Annotated in this window: 14 protein-coding genes and 2 tRNA genes; 12 read left to right on the forward strand and 4 right to left on the reverse strand. The window is 70.6% G+C overall.

Annotated features, from left to right (window positions below; genetic code table 11):
- Window positions 1–56: 56 nt before the first annotated feature.
- From ACIGXP_RS05775 to ACIGXP_RS05790, 4 genes are all read left to right on the forward strand, one after another.
- Window positions 57–653: a M48 family metallopeptidase gene (locus ACIGXP_RS05775; RefSeq protein ID WP_363218137.1), complete on the forward strand. Its 597-nt coding sequence runs from the start codon at window positions 57–59 to the stop codon at window positions 651–653.
- Window positions 654–782: 129 nt separating this feature from the next.
- Window positions 783–2,504: a TerD family protein gene (locus ACIGXP_RS05780; RefSeq protein ID WP_399764385.1), complete on the forward strand. Its 1,722-nt coding sequence runs from the start codon at window positions 783–785 to the stop codon at window positions 2,502–2,504.
- 12 nt (window positions 2,505–2,516) lie between these two features.
- Window positions 2,517–3,197, forward strand: coding sequence for an AIM24 family protein (locus ACIGXP_RS05785; RefSeq protein ID WP_363218139.1), 681 nt, complete (start codon window positions 2,517–2,519; stop codon window positions 3,195–3,197).
- Between the two features lie 17 nt (window positions 3,198–3,214).
- Window positions 3,215–3,970, forward strand: coding sequence for an AIM24 family protein (locus ACIGXP_RS05790; RefSeq protein ID WP_399764388.1), 756 nt, complete (start codon window positions 3,215–3,217; stop codon window positions 3,968–3,970).
- Window positions 3,971–4,034: 64 nt separating this feature from the next.
- On the opposite strand, the gene ACIGXP_RS05795 is transcribed toward ACIGXP_RS05790, so the two are convergent.
- Together ACIGXP_RS05795 and ACIGXP_RS05800 are read right to left on the reverse strand one after the other, a co-directional pair.
- Window positions 4,035–4,556: an NUDIX hydrolase gene (locus ACIGXP_RS05795; protein WP_399764390.1), complete on the reverse strand. Its 522-nt coding sequence runs from the start codon at window positions 4,554–4,556 to the stop codon at window positions 4,035–4,037.
- Entirely contained in the window at window positions 4,553–5,989 is a 1,437-nt protein-coding gene (locus ACIGXP_RS05800; RefSeq protein WP_363218142.1) for a zinc-dependent metalloprotease, read from the reverse strand. The genes ACIGXP_RS05795 and ACIGXP_RS05800 overlap by 4 nt, the downstream gene beginning before the upstream one ends.
- Before the next feature lie 191 nt (window positions 5,990–6,180).
- On the opposite strand from ACIGXP_RS05800, the gene ACIGXP_RS05805 reads away from it, so the two are divergent.
- The 4 genes from ACIGXP_RS05805 to ACIGXP_RS05820 all read left to right on the forward strand — a co-directional run bounded on the left by ACIGXP_RS05805 (window position 6,181) and on the right by ACIGXP_RS05820 (window position 9,313).
- Window positions 6,181–7,293: an SDR family oxidoreductase gene (locus tag ACIGXP_RS05805; RefSeq protein ID WP_363218143.1), complete on the forward strand. Its 1,113-nt coding sequence runs from the start codon at window positions 6,181–6,183 to the stop codon at window positions 7,291–7,293.
- Between the two features lie 110 nt (window positions 7,294–7,403).
- On the forward strand, window positions 7,404–7,865 hold the full coding sequence (locus ACIGXP_RS05810) for a molybdenum cofactor biosynthesis protein MoaE (protein ID WP_363218144.1): 462 nt from the start codon (window positions 7,404–7,406) through the stop codon (window positions 7,863–7,865).
- A 128-nt stretch (window positions 7,866–7,993) separates the two neighbouring features.
- Window positions 7,994–8,167 (forward strand): hypothetical protein, encoded by a 174-nt coding sequence (locus ACIGXP_RS05815; RefSeq protein WP_399764394.1) that lies wholly within the window; start codon window positions 7,994–7,996, stop codon window positions 8,165–8,167.
- Between the two features lie 48 nt (window positions 8,168–8,215).
- A complete protein-coding gene (locus ACIGXP_RS05820) occupies window positions 8,216–9,313 on the forward strand; it encodes a PDZ domain-containing protein (protein ID WP_399764397.1) in 1,098 nt (365 codons plus the stop codon).
- A gap of 78 nt (window positions 9,314–9,391) precedes the next feature.
- On the opposite strand, the gene ACIGXP_RS05825 is transcribed toward ACIGXP_RS05820, so the two are convergent.
- On the reverse strand, window positions 9,392–9,937 hold the full coding sequence (locus tag ACIGXP_RS05825) for a PPA1309 family protein (protein ID WP_363218147.1): 546 nt from the start codon (window positions 9,935–9,937) through the stop codon (window positions 9,392–9,394).
- A 164-nt stretch (window positions 9,938–10,101) separates the two neighbouring features.
- Between ACIGXP_RS05825 and ACIGXP_RS05830 the strand changes: the two genes are divergently transcribed.
- The 4 genes from ACIGXP_RS05830 to ACIGXP_RS05845 all read left to right on the forward strand — a co-directional run bounded on the left by ACIGXP_RS05830 (window position 10,102) and on the right by ACIGXP_RS05845 (window position 15,286).
- A complete protein-coding gene (locus tag ACIGXP_RS05830) occupies window positions 10,102–13,005 on the forward strand; it encodes a UPF0182 family protein (protein WP_399764869.1) in 2,904 nt (967 codons plus the stop codon).
- A gap of 41 nt (window positions 13,006–13,046) precedes the next feature.
- Window positions 13,047–13,120, forward strand: a tRNA-Met gene (locus tag ACIGXP_RS05835).
- A gap of 204 nt (window positions 13,121–13,324) precedes the next feature.
- Complete coding sequence (locus tag ACIGXP_RS05840; RefSeq protein ID WP_399764400.1) at window positions 13,325–15,136, forward strand: tetratricopeptide repeat protein; 1,812 nt, start codon at window positions 13,325–13,327, stop codon at window positions 15,134–15,136.
- Window positions 15,137–15,212: 76 nt separating this feature from the next.
- Window positions 15,213–15,286 (forward strand) — tRNA-Met (locus ACIGXP_RS05845).
- A gap of 124 nt (window positions 15,287–15,410) precedes the next feature.
- Here the strand turns inward: ACIGXP_RS05845 and ACIGXP_RS05850 are convergent.
- Window positions 15,411–15,827 carry a Fur family transcriptional regulator gene (locus ACIGXP_RS05850; RefSeq protein ID WP_363214492.1) on the reverse strand — a complete coding sequence of 139 codons (417 nt, stop codon included), beginning with the start codon at window positions 15,825–15,827 and terminating at the stop codon, window positions 15,411–15,413.
- Between the last annotated feature and the right edge of the window lie 59 nt (window positions 15,828–15,886).

A 15,886-nucleotide genomic window follows, 5' to 3' on the forward strand; every position in this document is an offset into this window, starting at 1 on the left:
CATCGAACCGTTCCTGAGCCGGGACTTCGGCCGTGCCCAGCGGGTAACGTCGGGGCGTGCCCGCCGACCCACTGCACCGCGCCGGAAACCCACAGCGCAGCACGACGAGCCAGCCGCCCAGCGGCTCGGGGGCGAGCGCGATCGAGGTCCGCAGGAGCACCCGGCGCCGCCGGACGGTCTCCGCGTACCGCGAGGGCGATCGCACCGTCGTACTGATCCCCGCCCGGATGTCGAAGGCGGAGGAACAGCGCTGGATCGCCGTCATGCTCGACAAACTCGCCGCCCAGGAGAGCAAACGGAAGCTCGGTGACTCCGAGCTGGGCGAGCGTGCCGAGCGGCTGTCGGCGCAGTACTTCGACGGCCGGGCCCGGCCCGCCTCCGTGCGCTGGGTCACCAACCAGAACACCCGCTGGGGTTCGTGCACCCCGGCCGAGGGCAGCATCCGGCTCTCGCACCGGCTGCAGGGGATGCCCGACTACGTCATCGACTACGTCCTCTGCCATGAGCTGGCCCATCTGCTGGTCCCCGGTCACGGGCCCGACTTCTGGCGGCTGCTGGAGGCGTACCCGCGCACCGAGCGGGCCCGCGGCTATCTCGAAGGGGTCGTCGCCGCCGAGCGGCTGCCGCAAGTGCCGGGGGCGCGCGGCGAATGAGCCGCGGGCCGGCCGTCCGCCTCCGGGTGCGGTTGTGTACCGGGTCTGTACCGGCTGCGTGTGATGTCGGTCTTTGCCGTTAGCCTGGCGCGACGCACTCACATTCGGGATGGGGGACGGTCGTTACGCATGGCCAGGGAATTCCAACGCGGCCACAAGGCCAGGATCAGTGACCTCACGGCGGGCACGGATCTGTACATAGGCGTGCAGATCTCCGCTCCCGGGCTCACCTTCGACATCAGCTGCTTCGGTCTGGACGCCGACGAGCGCCTCTCGGACGACCGGTACTTCGTCTTCTTCAACCAGCCGAAGTCCCCGGAGGAGTCCGTCCAGCTGCTGGGTGCCCAGGCAGGCGACACCGAATCGTTCCGGGTCACGCTGGACCGGATCCCCCCGCACATCCACAAGCTGTCCTTCACGGCGACCATCGACGGCGCCGGGCAGATGTCGCAGGTCGCGCCCGGCTATCTGCGTATCGTGGCCGGCGGCGAGGAGGTCGCGCGGTATTCCTTCACCGGCGCGGAGTTCTCCACCGAGCGGGCCGTGATGCTGGGTGACCTCTACCTGAAGGACGTGTGGCGGTTCGCCGCGGTCGGACAGGGCTTCGACGGCGGCCTGGAGGCCCTGCTGAAGAACTTCGGCGGCGAGGTGCTGGAGGAGGAGGCACCCGCCGCCCCGCAGCAGCCGCAGCCCGGTGCCGCCCCCGGCTTCGCCCCGCCCGCCCAGACCAACGCCCCGCCGGCGTTCGCCGCCCCCACCACCCCCGCACCCGCCCCGGCCCCCATGTCGCAGTCCCCCTCGCAGGGATTCGCCCCGCCGGCCGGTGGCACTCCGCCGCAAGGCTTCACCCCGCCCGGCCAGACCCCGCCCCCGGCACCGGCCCCGGCGTCGAACGTGCACGCCGCGCCCACGGTCGTCGGCCCCCTGACCCCGCCCCCCGGCGGCACCGTCCCCCCGCCGGCCCCGGCCCCCGCGCCGTACGGCCAGCCCCAGCAGCACCCGTACGGCCAGCCGCCCCAGCAGCAGCCGTCGTACGGCGGCCAGCCGACCGCGCCGATGCCCCCGGGCTACGGCCAGCAGCCGCCCTCCTACGGCGGCCAGCCCACCCCGCCCATGCCGCCGGGCTACGGCCAGGTCCCCGGCCAGCAGCCCGCCGGCTACGGGGTGCCGCAGGGCGTCCCGCAGGGCGGTGCCGGAGTGACCGCCGCGCTCCAGGCGTTCAAGGAGACGCCGACGGGGCAGCGCTGGACGCCGCAGAACAAGAAGCTCATCCGCGTCGACCTCGGCATCGGCGGCCAGCCCGTGCTGGCCAAGCAGGGCAGCATGGTGCTCTACCAGGGCAAGGTCGACTTCAGCTACAAGGGCGCCGGTTTCGCCGGGCGGATCGTCGGCAACACCACCGGCCAGGAGATGCAGTTGATGCGCTGCACCGGTCAGGGCCAGGTGTTCCTCGCCGAGAACTCCACCCACCTGCACCCCGTCGAGCTGCAGGGCGACGCGATCTGCGTCTCCGCCGAGAACGTCCTCGCCTTCGACGAGAGCCTGCAGTACGAGGTGCGCCGTATCGAGGGCCACGGCATCCCCGGCGGCGCGCTGTTCACCATGCAGTTCCAGGGCACCGGCACGATCGTCGTCAAGACGCACGGCACGCCCGTGGTCCTGCCGGTCACGCCGACCACCTTCGCCGACTGCCACGCCATCGTGGCCTGGTCGGCCGCCTCCCAGGTGATCGTTTCCAGCCAGGTCCGCATGCGCCGCAACGCCTACCCGGGCGACACCGGCGAGAGCGTGAACCTCCAGTTCCGGGGTGCACCCGGCAACTTCATCGTCGTCCAGCCGTACGAGGCCTAAGGGGAGCCCGTCATGAACCAGCCGCTCGCGGGCTACGCCCCCGCACCCGTCACCGCCCGCATGGAGAACCACGGCAACCACATGCTGAAGGTCGCCATGCAGACCGGAAACGACCTCCTCGCGCGCGTGGGCTCGATGGTCGCCTACGAAGGCTTCGTCCAGTACGAGCCCAACCCTCCGGCCGTCCGCCAGATCGCCCGTGACTGGATCACCGGCGAGGGGGCGCCCCTGATGAAGTGCACCGGCGACGGCCTGCTCTACCTCGCCGACTACGGCGCCGACGTCGTCGTGATCAACCTCAACGGTGACGGCATCTCCGTCAACGCCACCAACCTGCTCGCCTTCGACGCCCATCTGACGTGGGGCGTCGAGCGGGTCAAGGGGCTCGCGAAGTTCGCCGGGCAGGGGCTGTGGAACACGAAGATCTCCGGGCAGGGCTGGGTCGCGCTGACCTCCCGGGGCAAGCCGATCGTCGTCGACTGCGGCGGCGGCGAGGACGAGACGTACGTCGACCCCGACGCGCTCGTCGCCTGGTCGCCGAACCTGAGGGTGAAGGGCAAGCGCAGCTTCAAGGCGCAGTCGCTGATCGGCCGCGGCAGCGGCGAGGCCTACCAGATGGCCTTCTCCGGCCAGGGCATCGTCGTCGTCCAGCCCAGCGAAGACAGCACCGACCGCCTCCGGATCCGGGGCTGAGGGGGAGTCAGAACGCCATGCAGAGCCCGCTTTTCGCACACAACGACGTCCAGACGCAGGAGCGCTGGAGCCTGCAGAACAAGCAGATGCTCCGCGTCACCCTGGAGGGCCACGACGACATCCTGGCCCGCAAGGGCACCATGGTCGCCTACCAGGGCCTGGTCGAGTTCGACGCCGAGTACCGCAGCAACAGCCAGGCACGCGCGCGTGCGTACACCGGCGAGGGCCTGGACCTGATGCGCTGTCACGGACAGGGCACGGTGTACCTCGCCAACCTCGGCCAGCACGTGCACATCATGGACGTCGAGCAGGACGGGCTGACCGTCGACAGCTCCTACGTCCTCGCCATGGACTCCTCGCTGCACCATGAGGTCATCGCCGTCGACAGCCTCTACGGCATCTCCGGCTCCGGGAAGTACCAGCTGAACATCACCGGGCGCGGCAAGGTCGCCCTGATGACCTCGGGTGCGCCGCTGCTGATGCAGGTCACGCCCGACAAGTACGTCAACTGCGACGCGGACGCGATCGTCGCCTGGTCCACCGGGCTGCGCGTGCAGATGCAGGCGCAGACGCACTCCTCCGGGGTGTGGCGCCGGCGCGGCAACACCGGTGAGGGCTGGGAGCTGAGCTTCATGGGGTCCGGCTTCGCACTGGTCCAGCCCAGCGAGCTGCTGCCGCCGCAGAACGCGGTGATCGGGCAGGGTCTCGCCGCCCAGTTCGGCATGGGCCAGCACGGGGCGCGCGGACAGAACCAGGGGAACGTCTGGAGCTGAGCGTCCAGTGAGCCAACGTAAGGGGCGTCGGCAATGGCGGACGCCCCTTACACATGCCCCGGGGTCAGAGGCGCGCCCGGGTCGCCTCCAGCAGGCGTACGACCGACTCGTCGGCCACGTCCGCCACCTCGCCGTAGGCGAACCAGCGCAGGTCCAGCGACTCCTCGCTGATCGCGTGCTCGGCGCCCGCCGGGGCCAGTGCCGCGTACTGGACGTCGAAGTGCCAGTGGCACGGCGCCGGGATCGGGTGCCGGTCCAGGCGCACCGGGCCGCCGGGCAGCAGCGTCAGCCCGGGCACCCCGGACTCCTCGGTGGCCTCCCGCAGGGCCGCCGCGGCGAGCGAGGCGTCGCCCGGCTCGCAGTGGCCGCCCATCTGCAGCCACATCCGCAGCTTCCTGTGCAGGGTGAGCAGCACCCGGCCGCGCTCCGGGTCGATCACCAGGGCGCTAGCCGTCACATGCCCTGCCTCGCAGGCCTTCCACATGCCGTCCGGGTGGGCCGCCAGATGGTCCAGGTAGGCCTGGCGCAGCTCCTCCTGGCCCTCGTACCCCTTCAGGGCGAGGACCGCGTCGTCGTACAGGCTCACTCGGCGTCGTCGCCCTTGTCGTCGTCCTTCTTCAGGTTCGGCTTCTCGGCGGAACCGCCCGCCGCCTCACCGAGCATCTTGTCCAGCTCGGAGAAGTCCAGCTGCTCGCGGTGCACGAAGCCGTCCGGGTCGTCCAGGTCGGTCGCGGTGGGCAGCATGTCCGGGTGGGCCCACAGGCCGTCCCGGCCGTCGACCCCGCGCGCGTCCGTGAGCGAGGCCCACAGGCGGGAGGCGTCGCGCAGCCGACGCGGGCGCAGCTCCAGGCCGATCAGCGTGGCGAACGTCTGCTCCGCCGGGCCGCCGGTGGCGCGGCGACGGCGCAGGGTCTCGCGCAGGGCGTCGGCGGACGACAGCCGCGGCTTCGCCGCCGCGTGGACCACCGCGTCCACCCAGCCCTCGACGAGCGCCAGAGCGGTCTCCAGACGGGCCAGGGCCGCCTTCTGCTCGGGCGTGTCCTCCGGCTGGAACATGCCCTGCTGCAGGGCGTCCTGCAGCTGCTCGGGGTTCTGCGGGTCGAACTGGCCGACCACGTCCTCCAGCTTGGCCGTGTCGACCTTGATCCCGCGCGCGTAGCCGTCGACCGCGCCGAACAGGTGCGAGCGCAGCCACGGCACATGCGCGAACAGCCGCTGGTGGGCCGCCTCGCGCAGGGCCAGGTAGAGCCGCACCTCCTCCTGCGGGACGCCCAGGTCCTTGCCGAAGGCCTCCACGTTGGCCGGGAGCAGCGCGGCCTTGCCGGCCGGGCCGAGCGGCAGGCCGATGTCGGTGGAGCCGACGACCTCGCCCGCGAGCACGCCCACGGCCTGCCCGATCTGCGTGCCGAACATGGCGCCGCCCATCGAGCGCATCATGCCGATCAGCGGGCCCGCCATGGCCTGCATCTCCTCCGGCAGGACGTCGCCCATGGCCGCGCCGACCCGCTCGGCGACCGGGTCGACCAGTTCCTGCCAGGCGGGCAGGGTCGCCTCCACCCACTCCGCGCGGGACCAGGCCACCGCCGAGGCCGAGCCCGACGGCAGGGAGGTGGCGTCGTCCAGCCACAGGTCGGCCAGGCGGACGGCCTCCTCGACCGCCTTGCGGTCGGCCGCGCCGACGCTGGCGTCCTTCGTGCCGTCCGGGGTGCCCTGGGCGACCGTCTGGCGGGCGATCTGCTTGGCCATGTCCCAGTTCACCGGACCGCCCTCGTAGGAGAGCATCTGGCCCAGCTGCTGGAACGCGGCGCCCAGGTCGGTGGGGTTCAGGGACCCGAACATGGCTGCGAGCGGATTGTCGGCGCCGGGGCCGCCAAAGCCTCCGGCTCCGGGCAGGCCGCCGAAGCCGAACGGGTTGGCCGGTCCCTGCCCACCACCGCTTTCCTGGTCCTTCTTCTTGCCCTCGTCGCCGTCTTCCGGCTCCTCCGGCGGAAGGCCGAAACCGAATGGGGTGTCACTCACGGGATTCCTCGGCTGGTAAGGCCGCCGGTTCTCTCCGGCGGCGCGGCTGCCCGACAACACCACCCAGCGTAGACACCCGGACCCGATCGGGCCTCGGTGCTTCGCCCACGGCAGGCCTGCGGCAGGATGGATGCACCTGGTACGTACGCGTCACTCGCGCTCGTACTGAAGACAACCGCTGGAGACGCCCGGTGAGTTCCCCAGATCCGCAGGTTCGCGCAGCGCGAAACCCATCAACCTCGTCCGCTGTACGCGGACCCGTCGTCGCGGTCACCGGTGCCGCCGGAGGGGTCGGTGCCCTGCTCACCGAGCGGCTCGCCGCCTCCGAGGAGATCAAGCAGGTCATCGCCATCGACGAGCGGCGCGGCGAGTGCGCGGCCGCCACCTGGCACATCCTCGACGTGCGCGACCCCGCCATCGCGGACAAGCTGCGGGGCGCCGACGTGGTCGTCCACCTCGCGCTCGACCTCGATCTGGAGACCGATGCGGCGGCTCGTACCGCTTACAACGTCCGGGGGACGCAGACCGTCCTCACGGCCGCCGCGGCGGCCGGCGTGCACCGGGTCGTGCTGTGCACCTCGGCGATGGTCTACGGCGCGCTGCCGGACAACGAGCTGCCCCTTTCGGAGGACGCCGAGCTGCGGGCGACCGCCGAGGCCACCGGGGTCGGGGACCTGCTGGAGATCGAGCGGCTGGCGCGGCGGGCGCCGCGGGCGCATCCGGGGCTGAACGTCACCGTCGTACGTCCCGCGGTGCTGGTCGGCGGCACGGACACCGCGCTGACCCGGTACTTCGAGTCGCCGCGGCTGCTCGTCGTCGCCGGGTCACGCCCCGCGTGGCAGTTCTGCCACGTCGAGGACCTGTGCAGTGCTCTGGAGTACGCCGTCCTGGAGAAGGTCGACGGGGAACTGGCCGTCGGCTGCGACGGGTGGCTGGAGCAGGAGGAGGTCGAGGAGCTGAGCGGGATCCGGCGGATGGAGCTGCCGTCGGCGGTCGCGCTCGGCGCGGCGGCCCGCCTGCACCGGATCGGGCTCACGCCGTCTCCGGCGGGGGATCTGGCGTACACGATGTACCCGTGGGTGGTCAGCGGGAGCCGGCTGCACGACGCCGGGTGGCGGCCGCGGTGGACCAACGAGGAGGTGCTCGCGGAGCTGCTGGAGGAGGTTTCCGGGCGGCACACGGTGGCCGGGCGGCGGCTGGGACGCAAGGACGCCACGGCTGCGGGGGCCGCGGGGGCGACGGTGGCTCTGCTGGGCGCTGCCGCTGTGGTTCGGCGGGCCCGGAAGGCCCGGCGGCGGGTGTGAGGGGTGTCGCACCGGGGGCGTGACGTCGTACGAGCATCCAAGACGCTCCACGCGCGTGCCTGGTGAATCTCGTATTCCTCGGTGTCACGGGCGTGCGGCACGATGGGGGCATGGCACATGCGAACGAGCACCCCGGTGAGCAGGCGGCGCAGGATCCCATCAAGCTGATCGGTGTCCGGGAGACCGCGCTCTCCGTGGACGAGGTCTTCCAGGCCGTCGGGGACGCGGCGGCCGGGGGTGTGGCGCTGTTCGTGGGCACCGTGCGGAACCACGACGGGGGCGCCGATGTCGACGCCCTCGGCTACTCCTGCCATCCCAGTGCCGAGGCCGAGATGCGGCGGATCGCCGAGAAGGTGGTGGCCGAGTATCCGGTGCGGGCGCTGGCCGCCGTGCACCGCGTGGGCGACCTGAGCGTGGGGGATCTCGCCGTGGTCGTCGCCGTGGCGTGTCCGCACCGGGCCGAGGCCTTCGACGCCTGCCGCAAGCTGATCGACGACCTCAAGCACGAGGTGCCGATCTGGAAGCACCAGAAGTTCTCCGATGGTACGGAGGAATGGGTGGGCGCCTGCTGACGTCCGTCACTCGGGGCATCTGTTCCCCCCAAGTTGCGTAACCGGCCCCCTCGCGTGAGCGTTGTCAGTGCGGATGGTTAATCTGCTGATCAGTCAGTTGCGGACGCTCATGGCGTTGGGAGGTCGGCATGGGGGTGCTTGTCTGGCTGCTGATCCCGCTCTTGGCTGCGATCGGCGGCGGGCTGTGGGGCAGTTGGGCCAACAGAACACGCCGGGTGCGCGGTGACGGCCCCGAGCTGGACGGCTATGCCCGGTTCCGTGAGGCCATGGAGCGGTCCCACACGGGCGCCGGTGGCGCGTGACGGGTGCCCTGACGGTCCGCTGACACAGGCGTCCCGTACTGTCGAGGCATGCCACGCCGCACCGCGACGATGCTCGCCTCCACCCTGATGCTGATCGCGCTCCTGTGCGCGGGAGTGCTCATCCCCGTGCCGTACGCGGAGATGTCCCCCGGCCCGACCGTGAACACGCTGGGGGACCACGACGGCGAGCCGGTACTGCAGATCACCGGGCACAAGACGTACCGGACCGACGGTCACCTGAACATGACGACCGTCCGGGTGACCAGCGCGGACTTCCGGATGAACCTGGTGGAGGCGGTCTACGGCTGGCTGGCGCACGACAGCAAGATCGTGCCGCACGACACCCTCTACCCGGACGGCAAGACCGAGGAGCAGTCCACCCAGGAGAACGCCGAGGAGTTCAGCCAGTCCCAGGAGAGCGCCAAGGTCGCCGCCCTGAAGGAGCTGGGCATCCCCGTGAAGTCCTGGGTGATCGTCTCCACCGTCGTCAAGGGCTCACCCGCCGAGGGCAGGCTGCACGCCGGTGACGTGATCAAGGCCGTGGACGGTACGGCCGTGAAGCAGCCCTCCGACGTCGCCCGGTTCGTCACCCGGCACAAGCCCGGGCAGAAGGTCGTGTTCACCGTCGTCCCGGCCAAGGAGCAGGTCGCCGCCGAGAAGGCGCACAGGACGGCGACGAAGAGCCAGGACGTCACCATCACCACGACCACCTCCCACGACAGCGGCGCCGAGCGGGCCGTCGTCGGGATCTCCGCCGGGACCGACCACACCTTCCCGTTCACCATCGACATCAAGCTCGCCGATGTCGGCGGGCCGAGCGCCGGCCTGATGTTCTCCCTCGGCATCTACGACAAGCTGACCCCGGGCAGCCTGACCGGCGGCAGGTTCGTCGCCGGCACCGGCACCATCGACGACAACGGCACCGTCGGACCGATCGGCGGCATCGAGATGAAGACCGTCGGCGCGCGCGACAAGGGCGCCCAGTACTTCCTGACGCCCGCCGACAACTGCGCGGCCGCCGCCAAGGACACCCCGGGCGGGCTCAGGCTGGTGAAGGTCAAGACGATCGGGGACGCCCTCGACGCGCTGAAGGACATCCGCAGCGGGAACACCGCGGCGCTGCCCGCGTGCACCACCAAGGGCTGACCGGCACGCGCTGTGACACGGCTGGGGGCGCCCCGCAGAGCCGGGGCGCCCCCATCGCCGTACCGCACCGGGGCGGGATCAGTCCTCGAACGTCGCCGCCAGGGCCTCCGCCAGGCCGGGCACCAGGTCCGGGCCCGTCAGGACCTCGGTCGGTGAGTCCTTCTCGCGCAGCCGCAGCGCCGACTCACGGCCGCCGTCACGCAGCACCGCGACCGTCATGCGCACCTCCTGACGCTCGGGGTGCTCGGCGACCCACCTGGCCAGCTTGGCCTCGCTCAGATTCTGCGGGACCTGCGCCTCGGCGGACGGCGGCAGCATCAGGCGCTCCACCGACAGCGCGCAGCCGACCACCGCGTCGGGCCAGGCGATGGTGCCGAGGAACTCGTCCAGCGGCTTGCCGGACGGGATCTCCTCCTGCTCGATCGGGGTGAGACCGGCGGTCTCGGACTCGTCCCCGTCGAGGCCCAGCTGGGCCGCGAGCGAGGGTTCCTGGGCCCGCAGCCGTGCGGTGTCGACAAGGGCGAAGAGGCGAGCGGGCTGGTCCCAGCCGAGGCCGGAGACGTACTCGTCGATCTCGAGTACGGCCCGGGTGAGCGGGCTCGCTGCCATGGGAGTGTTGGACATGGTCACAATCCTGCCTCGTTCCTCGCCGGAATCGGGAACCGAGCAGTGCGTGAGTAAGTTGCATAGGTGTTGGCCCGCGATCACGGGGGGCAACCGAGGGCCCGCGAACACGAGGGCCTGACGGATCGACAGCGAACTTCGAGGTGCGCACCTTGGCTTTCCAGATGCCGGACCGCGGTGGAGGCCCGACGGGGCCGCGGATCAGAGCGGGCCGCCCGTCCCGGCGGGCGAGGACCCTGCTCATGACACTGGGCGTCCTGGCCGTCCTCGGCATGGCGTTCACCATGTTCGCGGGCTTCTGGACGGACTGGCTGTGGTACCGGTCGGTGCACTACTCGTCCGTGTTCACGACCGTGCTGTGGACCAAGATCGGCCTCTTCTTCGTCTTCGGTCTGCTGATGGCGGTCGCCGTGGGGGTCAACATCTGGCTCGCGCACCGGCTGCGGCCCCCGCTGAGCGCCATGTCCCTGGAGCAGCAGAGCCTCGACCGCTACCGGATGGGCATCGCGCCGTACAAGAAGTGGCTGCTGCTCGGCGTCACCGCGCTCGTCGGGCTGGTCGCCGGCGCCTCCGCGGCCGGCCAGTGGCGGACCTGGCTGATGTGGGTCAACGGCGTGCCCTTCCACCAGAAGGACCCCCAGTTCCACCTCGACGTCTCCTTCTACGCCTTCGACCTGCCCTGGTACCGCTTTCTGCTCGGCTTCGGCTTCGCCGCCGCCGTCCTGTGCCTGATTGCCGCCGCGCTCACGCACTATCTGTACGGCGGGCTGCGCGTCACCAGCCCCGGCGCGCGTGCCACCGCCGCCGCGACCGGGCATCTGTCGGTGCTGCTCGGCGTCTTCGTCGCCCTGAAGGCGGTCGCCTACTGGCTCGACCGGTACGGCCTGGCCGTCAAGTCCAGCGACTTCAAGGCCAGCGGCGACTGGGCCGGCCTGCGCTACGTCGACGCCAACGCCTATCTGCCGGCGAAGACGATCCTGTTCTGCATCGCCGTGATCTGCGCGCTGCTCTTCTTCGCCACGCTGTGGCGGCGCACCTGGCAGCTCCCGGTGATCGGCTTCGGCCTGATGGTCCTCTCGGCGATCCTGATCGGCGGCCTGTACCCGGCGATCGTGCAGAAGTTCCAGGTCCAGCCCAACGAGCAGGCCAAGGAAGCGCCGTACGTCCAGAGGAACCTCAAGGCGACCCGTGAGGCGTACGGCATCGACGACGCCAAGGTCACCGAGTACGCGGGCAAGTCCCCGACGTCGGACAAGTCCTCGGCCGCGGACAAGGCCAAGCTGCGGGGCGACGCCGACGACGCGGCGAGCATCCGGATCATGGATCCGAACGTCGTCTCGCCGACGTTCCAGCAGGCGCAGCAGATGAAGAACTACTACGCCTTCCCGACCAATCTGGACGTCGACCGGTATCCCGCGAAGGGCGGCGAGGACGGCAAGGAGCAGGACACGGTCATCGGCCTGCGCGAGCTGAACCTGGACGGTGTCCCGAAGAACAACTGGATCAACGACCACTTCCGCTACACGCACGGCTACGGCGTGGTCGCCGCCAAGGGCACCCAGGCCGATGACCAGGGCCAGCCGGTCTTCACCGAGTCCGACCTGCCGTCCAAGGGTGACCTCGGCACATACGAACAGCGCGTCTACTACGGCGAGAAGACCACCACGTACTCCATCGTCGGCGGACCGCAGAAGGAGGTCGACTACTCGGCGGACAACGGCGACGAGAAGACCACCAGCTACGCCGGCAGGAGCGGCGTCAACCTCGACAACCCGGTCAACCGGGCCGCGTACGCGGTGGCGTTCAACGAGCCGCAGATCCTCTACTCGGGCGCGATCGGCAAGGGCTCGCGGATCCTGTACAACCGCACGCCCAAGGAGCGCGTCGAGGCGGTCGCCCCCTGGCTGACCATCGACGGCGACGCCTACCCGGCGGTCGTCAAGGGCCGTATCCAGTGGATCGTGGACGCCTACACGACGTCGAACGGCTACCCGTACTCCTCGCGTACGACCCTCGGGGACACGACCGCCGACTCGCTGACCGCCACCAACAACAACCGCGCGGTGGTCGCCCAGCAGAACCAGGTCAACTACATCCGCAACTCGGTGAAGGCGACCGTCGACGCGTACACCGGCGACGTCAGGCTCTATCAGTGGGACACCCAGGACCCGGTGCTGAAGACCTGGATGAAGGCCTTCCCCGGCACGGTCGAGCCGCGCAGAGCCATCTCCGACGACCTGATGGCCCATCTGCGCTATCCGCAGGACCTGTTCAAGGTCCAGCGTGAGCTGCTCACCCGCTACCACGTGACGGACGCGCAGACGTTCCTCACCGGCAGTGAGGTCTGGCAGGTGCCCGACGACCCGACCAACGACTCGGGCAGCGCGGTGCCGCCGTACTACCTGAGCATGAAAATGCCGGACCAGAGCAAGCAGTCGTTCTCGCTGACGACGACGTTCACACCGAACGGTCGTGACAACCTCAGCGCGTTCATGGCGGTCGACTCGGACCCGGGCACCAGCGACTACGGCAAGATCAGAGTCCTGAAACTGCCGACCAGCACGACGGCCGACGGTCCCAAACAGGTGCAGAGCCAGTTCAACTCCCGGCCGGACATCGCGGAGACGATCAGCCTGCTCACCCGGGGGCATTCCAAGGTCGAGTACGGCAATCTGCTGACCGTGCCGCTCGACGGCGGACTGTTGTACGCGGAGCCGGTCTACGTCCTCGGTGGGAAGCTGAAGTACCCCTTGCTGGGCAAGGTGCTGGTCACCTACAACGGCAAGACGGCGTTCGAGAACACCCTCGACGAGGCGCTCGACAAGGTGTTCGGTGTGAAGGGTTCGACCACCACGCCACCGGAGACCGGCACCACCAATCCGCCCGGCACCGGCAACCCGACGGTCGAACAGGCACTACAGGACGCCCAGAAGGCCTTCGACGCCGGGCAGCAGGCACTGAAGGACGGCCCGGACTGGGACGCGTACGCCAAGGCGCAGAAGAATCTCCAGGACGCGCTGAAGCGGGCCGAGGACGCACAGTCCAAGGGTGACAAGACCAGGAGTTGATCAAGCGCGCCCCGCGTCGTGGTACGGTTGACACGCAACGGCGCGGGGTGGAGCAGCTCGGTAGCTCGCTGGGCTCATAACCCAGAGGTCGCAGGTTCAAATCCTGTCCCCGCTACTGCAGTCGAAGGCCCGGATCCCAAGGGATCCGGGCCTTCGTGGTGTGCGAACTCATGTACTGAGGGGAGGGACGGCCGCGCCGCCGTGGGGAGTTGAGCGGTGTGTGTTTGACTTGTCTCCCTGTGGGCATGTCGACAAAACGCTGAAGTGACCTCACGGGCTGCGGTATACCGGGTGTACCCAGGTTGCAGGTGGTGCGACGATGGACGTTATGGGGGACAAGGCAACTCTGTTCGAGTCAGGGCGATTTGTGCAGACTTCCGGTGAGGAGCCGACCCGCGACGAGTTGACCGAGACGGGGGACGCCGCGGAAGAGGTGCGCCTCGGGCTGGCCGCACAGAGCGGCGACGCCGAGGCGGCGAGCGTCCTCGGAGCCATGCTGCTGCGCCGCGGCGACCTCGACGGAGCCGAACCCCATCTGCGGGCCGCCACCGCGGCCGGCGACCGGGCCGCCGCCAACAACCTGGGTGTCCTGCTGCACCAGCGCGGCTACCCCGAGGAGGCAGCCGGCTGGTGGCGCGTCGCCGCCGTCGCCGGTTCGGCCGCCGCCGCGCACGCGCTGGGCCGCCATCACCGTGAGCGCGGGGACGAGCCCGCCGCCGAGTACTGGCTGCGCCAGTCCGCCGAGCAGGGCCATGTCCTCGGCGCCTACGCGCTCGCCGACCTGCTGGAGCACCGCGGGGACGTCGGCGCCGAGCTCTGGATGCGGGCAGCGGCCGAGCGCGGACACCGGGAGGCCGCCTACCGGCTGGCCCGCGCGCTCGACCACAGTGCCGGGTGCGAGGACGAGAGCGGCACTGACAACGCTGTCGCGGAGGCCGAACAGTGGTACCGGCAGGCCGCCGCCCGCGGACACCGGCGCGCCGCGCTGCACCTCGGCGCGATCCTGGAGAGGCGCGGGGAACTGAAGGAGGCCGGGCGCTGGTATCTGACCTCTGCCAAGGACGGCGAGCCGCGGGCCGCCTGCGCGCTCGGCTTCCTGCTGCGCGACGCCGGGGACACCGAGAGCGCGGCCGTGTGGTGGCTGCGCGCCGCCCAGGAGGGCGACGGCAACGCGGCCAACGCGCTCGGCGCGCTGCACGCCGAGCGCGGCGAGACCCAGACCGCCGAGCGCTGGTACCGGGCGGCACTGGACGCGGGTGACGACAACGGTGCGTACAACCTGGGGCTGCTCTGCGCCGAGCAGGGGCGGACCGCCCAGGCCGAGCAGTGGTACCGGCGGGCCGCCTACGCCGGGCACCGGGAGGCCGCCAACGCGCTCGCCATCCTGCTGCTCCAGGGCGGCGACACCACCGGCGCCGAGCCGTGGTTCTCCAAGGCCGCCGAGGCCGGGAGCGTGGACGCCGCGTTCAACCTCGGGATCCTCTACGCCGGGCGCGGCCAGGAACCGATGGCGCTGCGCTGGTACGAACGGGCCGCCGCCGCCGGGCACACCGAGGCGGCGCTCCAGGTCGGGATCGCCCGGCTGCGCGAGGGCGACGAGCAGGAGGCCGAGCGGCATCTGCGGTGCGCGGCGGGCGCGGGCAGCGCGGAGGCGGCGTACCGGCTGGCCACGCTGCTCGACGCGCGCCGGCCGCCGGAGCCGGCGCATGAGCTGGGCGAGATCGTGCACGAGAAGACCGAGTGCGAGGAGTGGTACGAGCGGGCGGCGACCCAGGGACACCGGCGGGCACAGGTGCGGGTCGGCATGCTCGCGGCGGCGCGCGGGGACGTGGTCGAGGCGGCGCGGTGGTACCGGGCGGCGGCGGAGGCCGGGTCACGCAACGGGGCCTTCAACCTCGGGCTGCTGCTCGCGCGGGAGGGGAGCGAGCCGGAGGCGGCGGTGTGGTGGACACGGGCCGCTGATGCGGGGCATGGCCGGGCGGCTCTTCGGCTGGCCCTTGTCTACGCGCGTCGGGGCGAGCTGGCGGAAGGGCAGAAGTGGGCGAACCGGGCGGTCGAACTGGGCCCGGCGGAGGTTGCGGAGCGGGCGGGGCGGCTCAGAGATGCGCTGCGGGAAGAACTTTCCGCGTGAACAAGTGAGCCCGGCCACTCCACCCCCAACTGATTTGCTTCCGTCGGCTTGTCTCACGTAATGTCGTGTTCACCGACGCGGGGTGGAGCAGCTCGGTAGCTCGCTGGGCTCATAACCCAGAGGTCGCAGGTTCAAATCCTGTCCCCGCTACTGAAGGCCGAGGGCCGGAATCCAGAGATGGGTTCCGGCCCTCAGTCGTTTGTTCGTGGAATGCGAGCAGAGGAGCGAGGAAAGAAAAAAAGGGGGCTTGCGCCCCCTGTTCTCACACGCTGTCCTACGCGCTCGTGCAGTCCGGGCACAGCCCCCGGTACGTCACCTCGACGTCCGACACCGTGAAGCCGAAGCGCTCCGTGTCGGGGAGATCGGCGAGCGGATTGCCCGTCGGGTGGACGTCACGGATCGCGCCGCAGCGGCCGCAGACCAGGTGATGATGCGGCTGGTGTGCGTTCGGGTCGTAGCGCTTGGCCCGTTTGTCCGTCGTGACTTCCAGCACCTCGCCGAGGGAGACCAGCTCGCCCAGCGTGTTGTAGACGGTCGCCCGGGAGATCTCGGGCAGCTTCGCGACGGCCCGTGCGTGGACCTCGTCGGCTGTCAGGTGCACATGCTCGCCGTCGAGGACCTCGGCCACGACACGCCGCTGCGCGGTCATCCGCCATCCGCGTCCACGCAGCCGTTCCAGAAGGTCGCTCATGGCCACCAGCCTAACAGGAAGGCGTACCAGGTCGGGAATAGGTGTGACTTTGGAACGCT

This window comes from Streptomyces sp. NPDC053069, from assembly GCF_044546895.1.
In the GTDB taxonomy this organism is placed as follows: Bacteria; Actinomycetota; Actinomycetes; order Streptomycetales; family Streptomycetaceae; genus Streptomyces.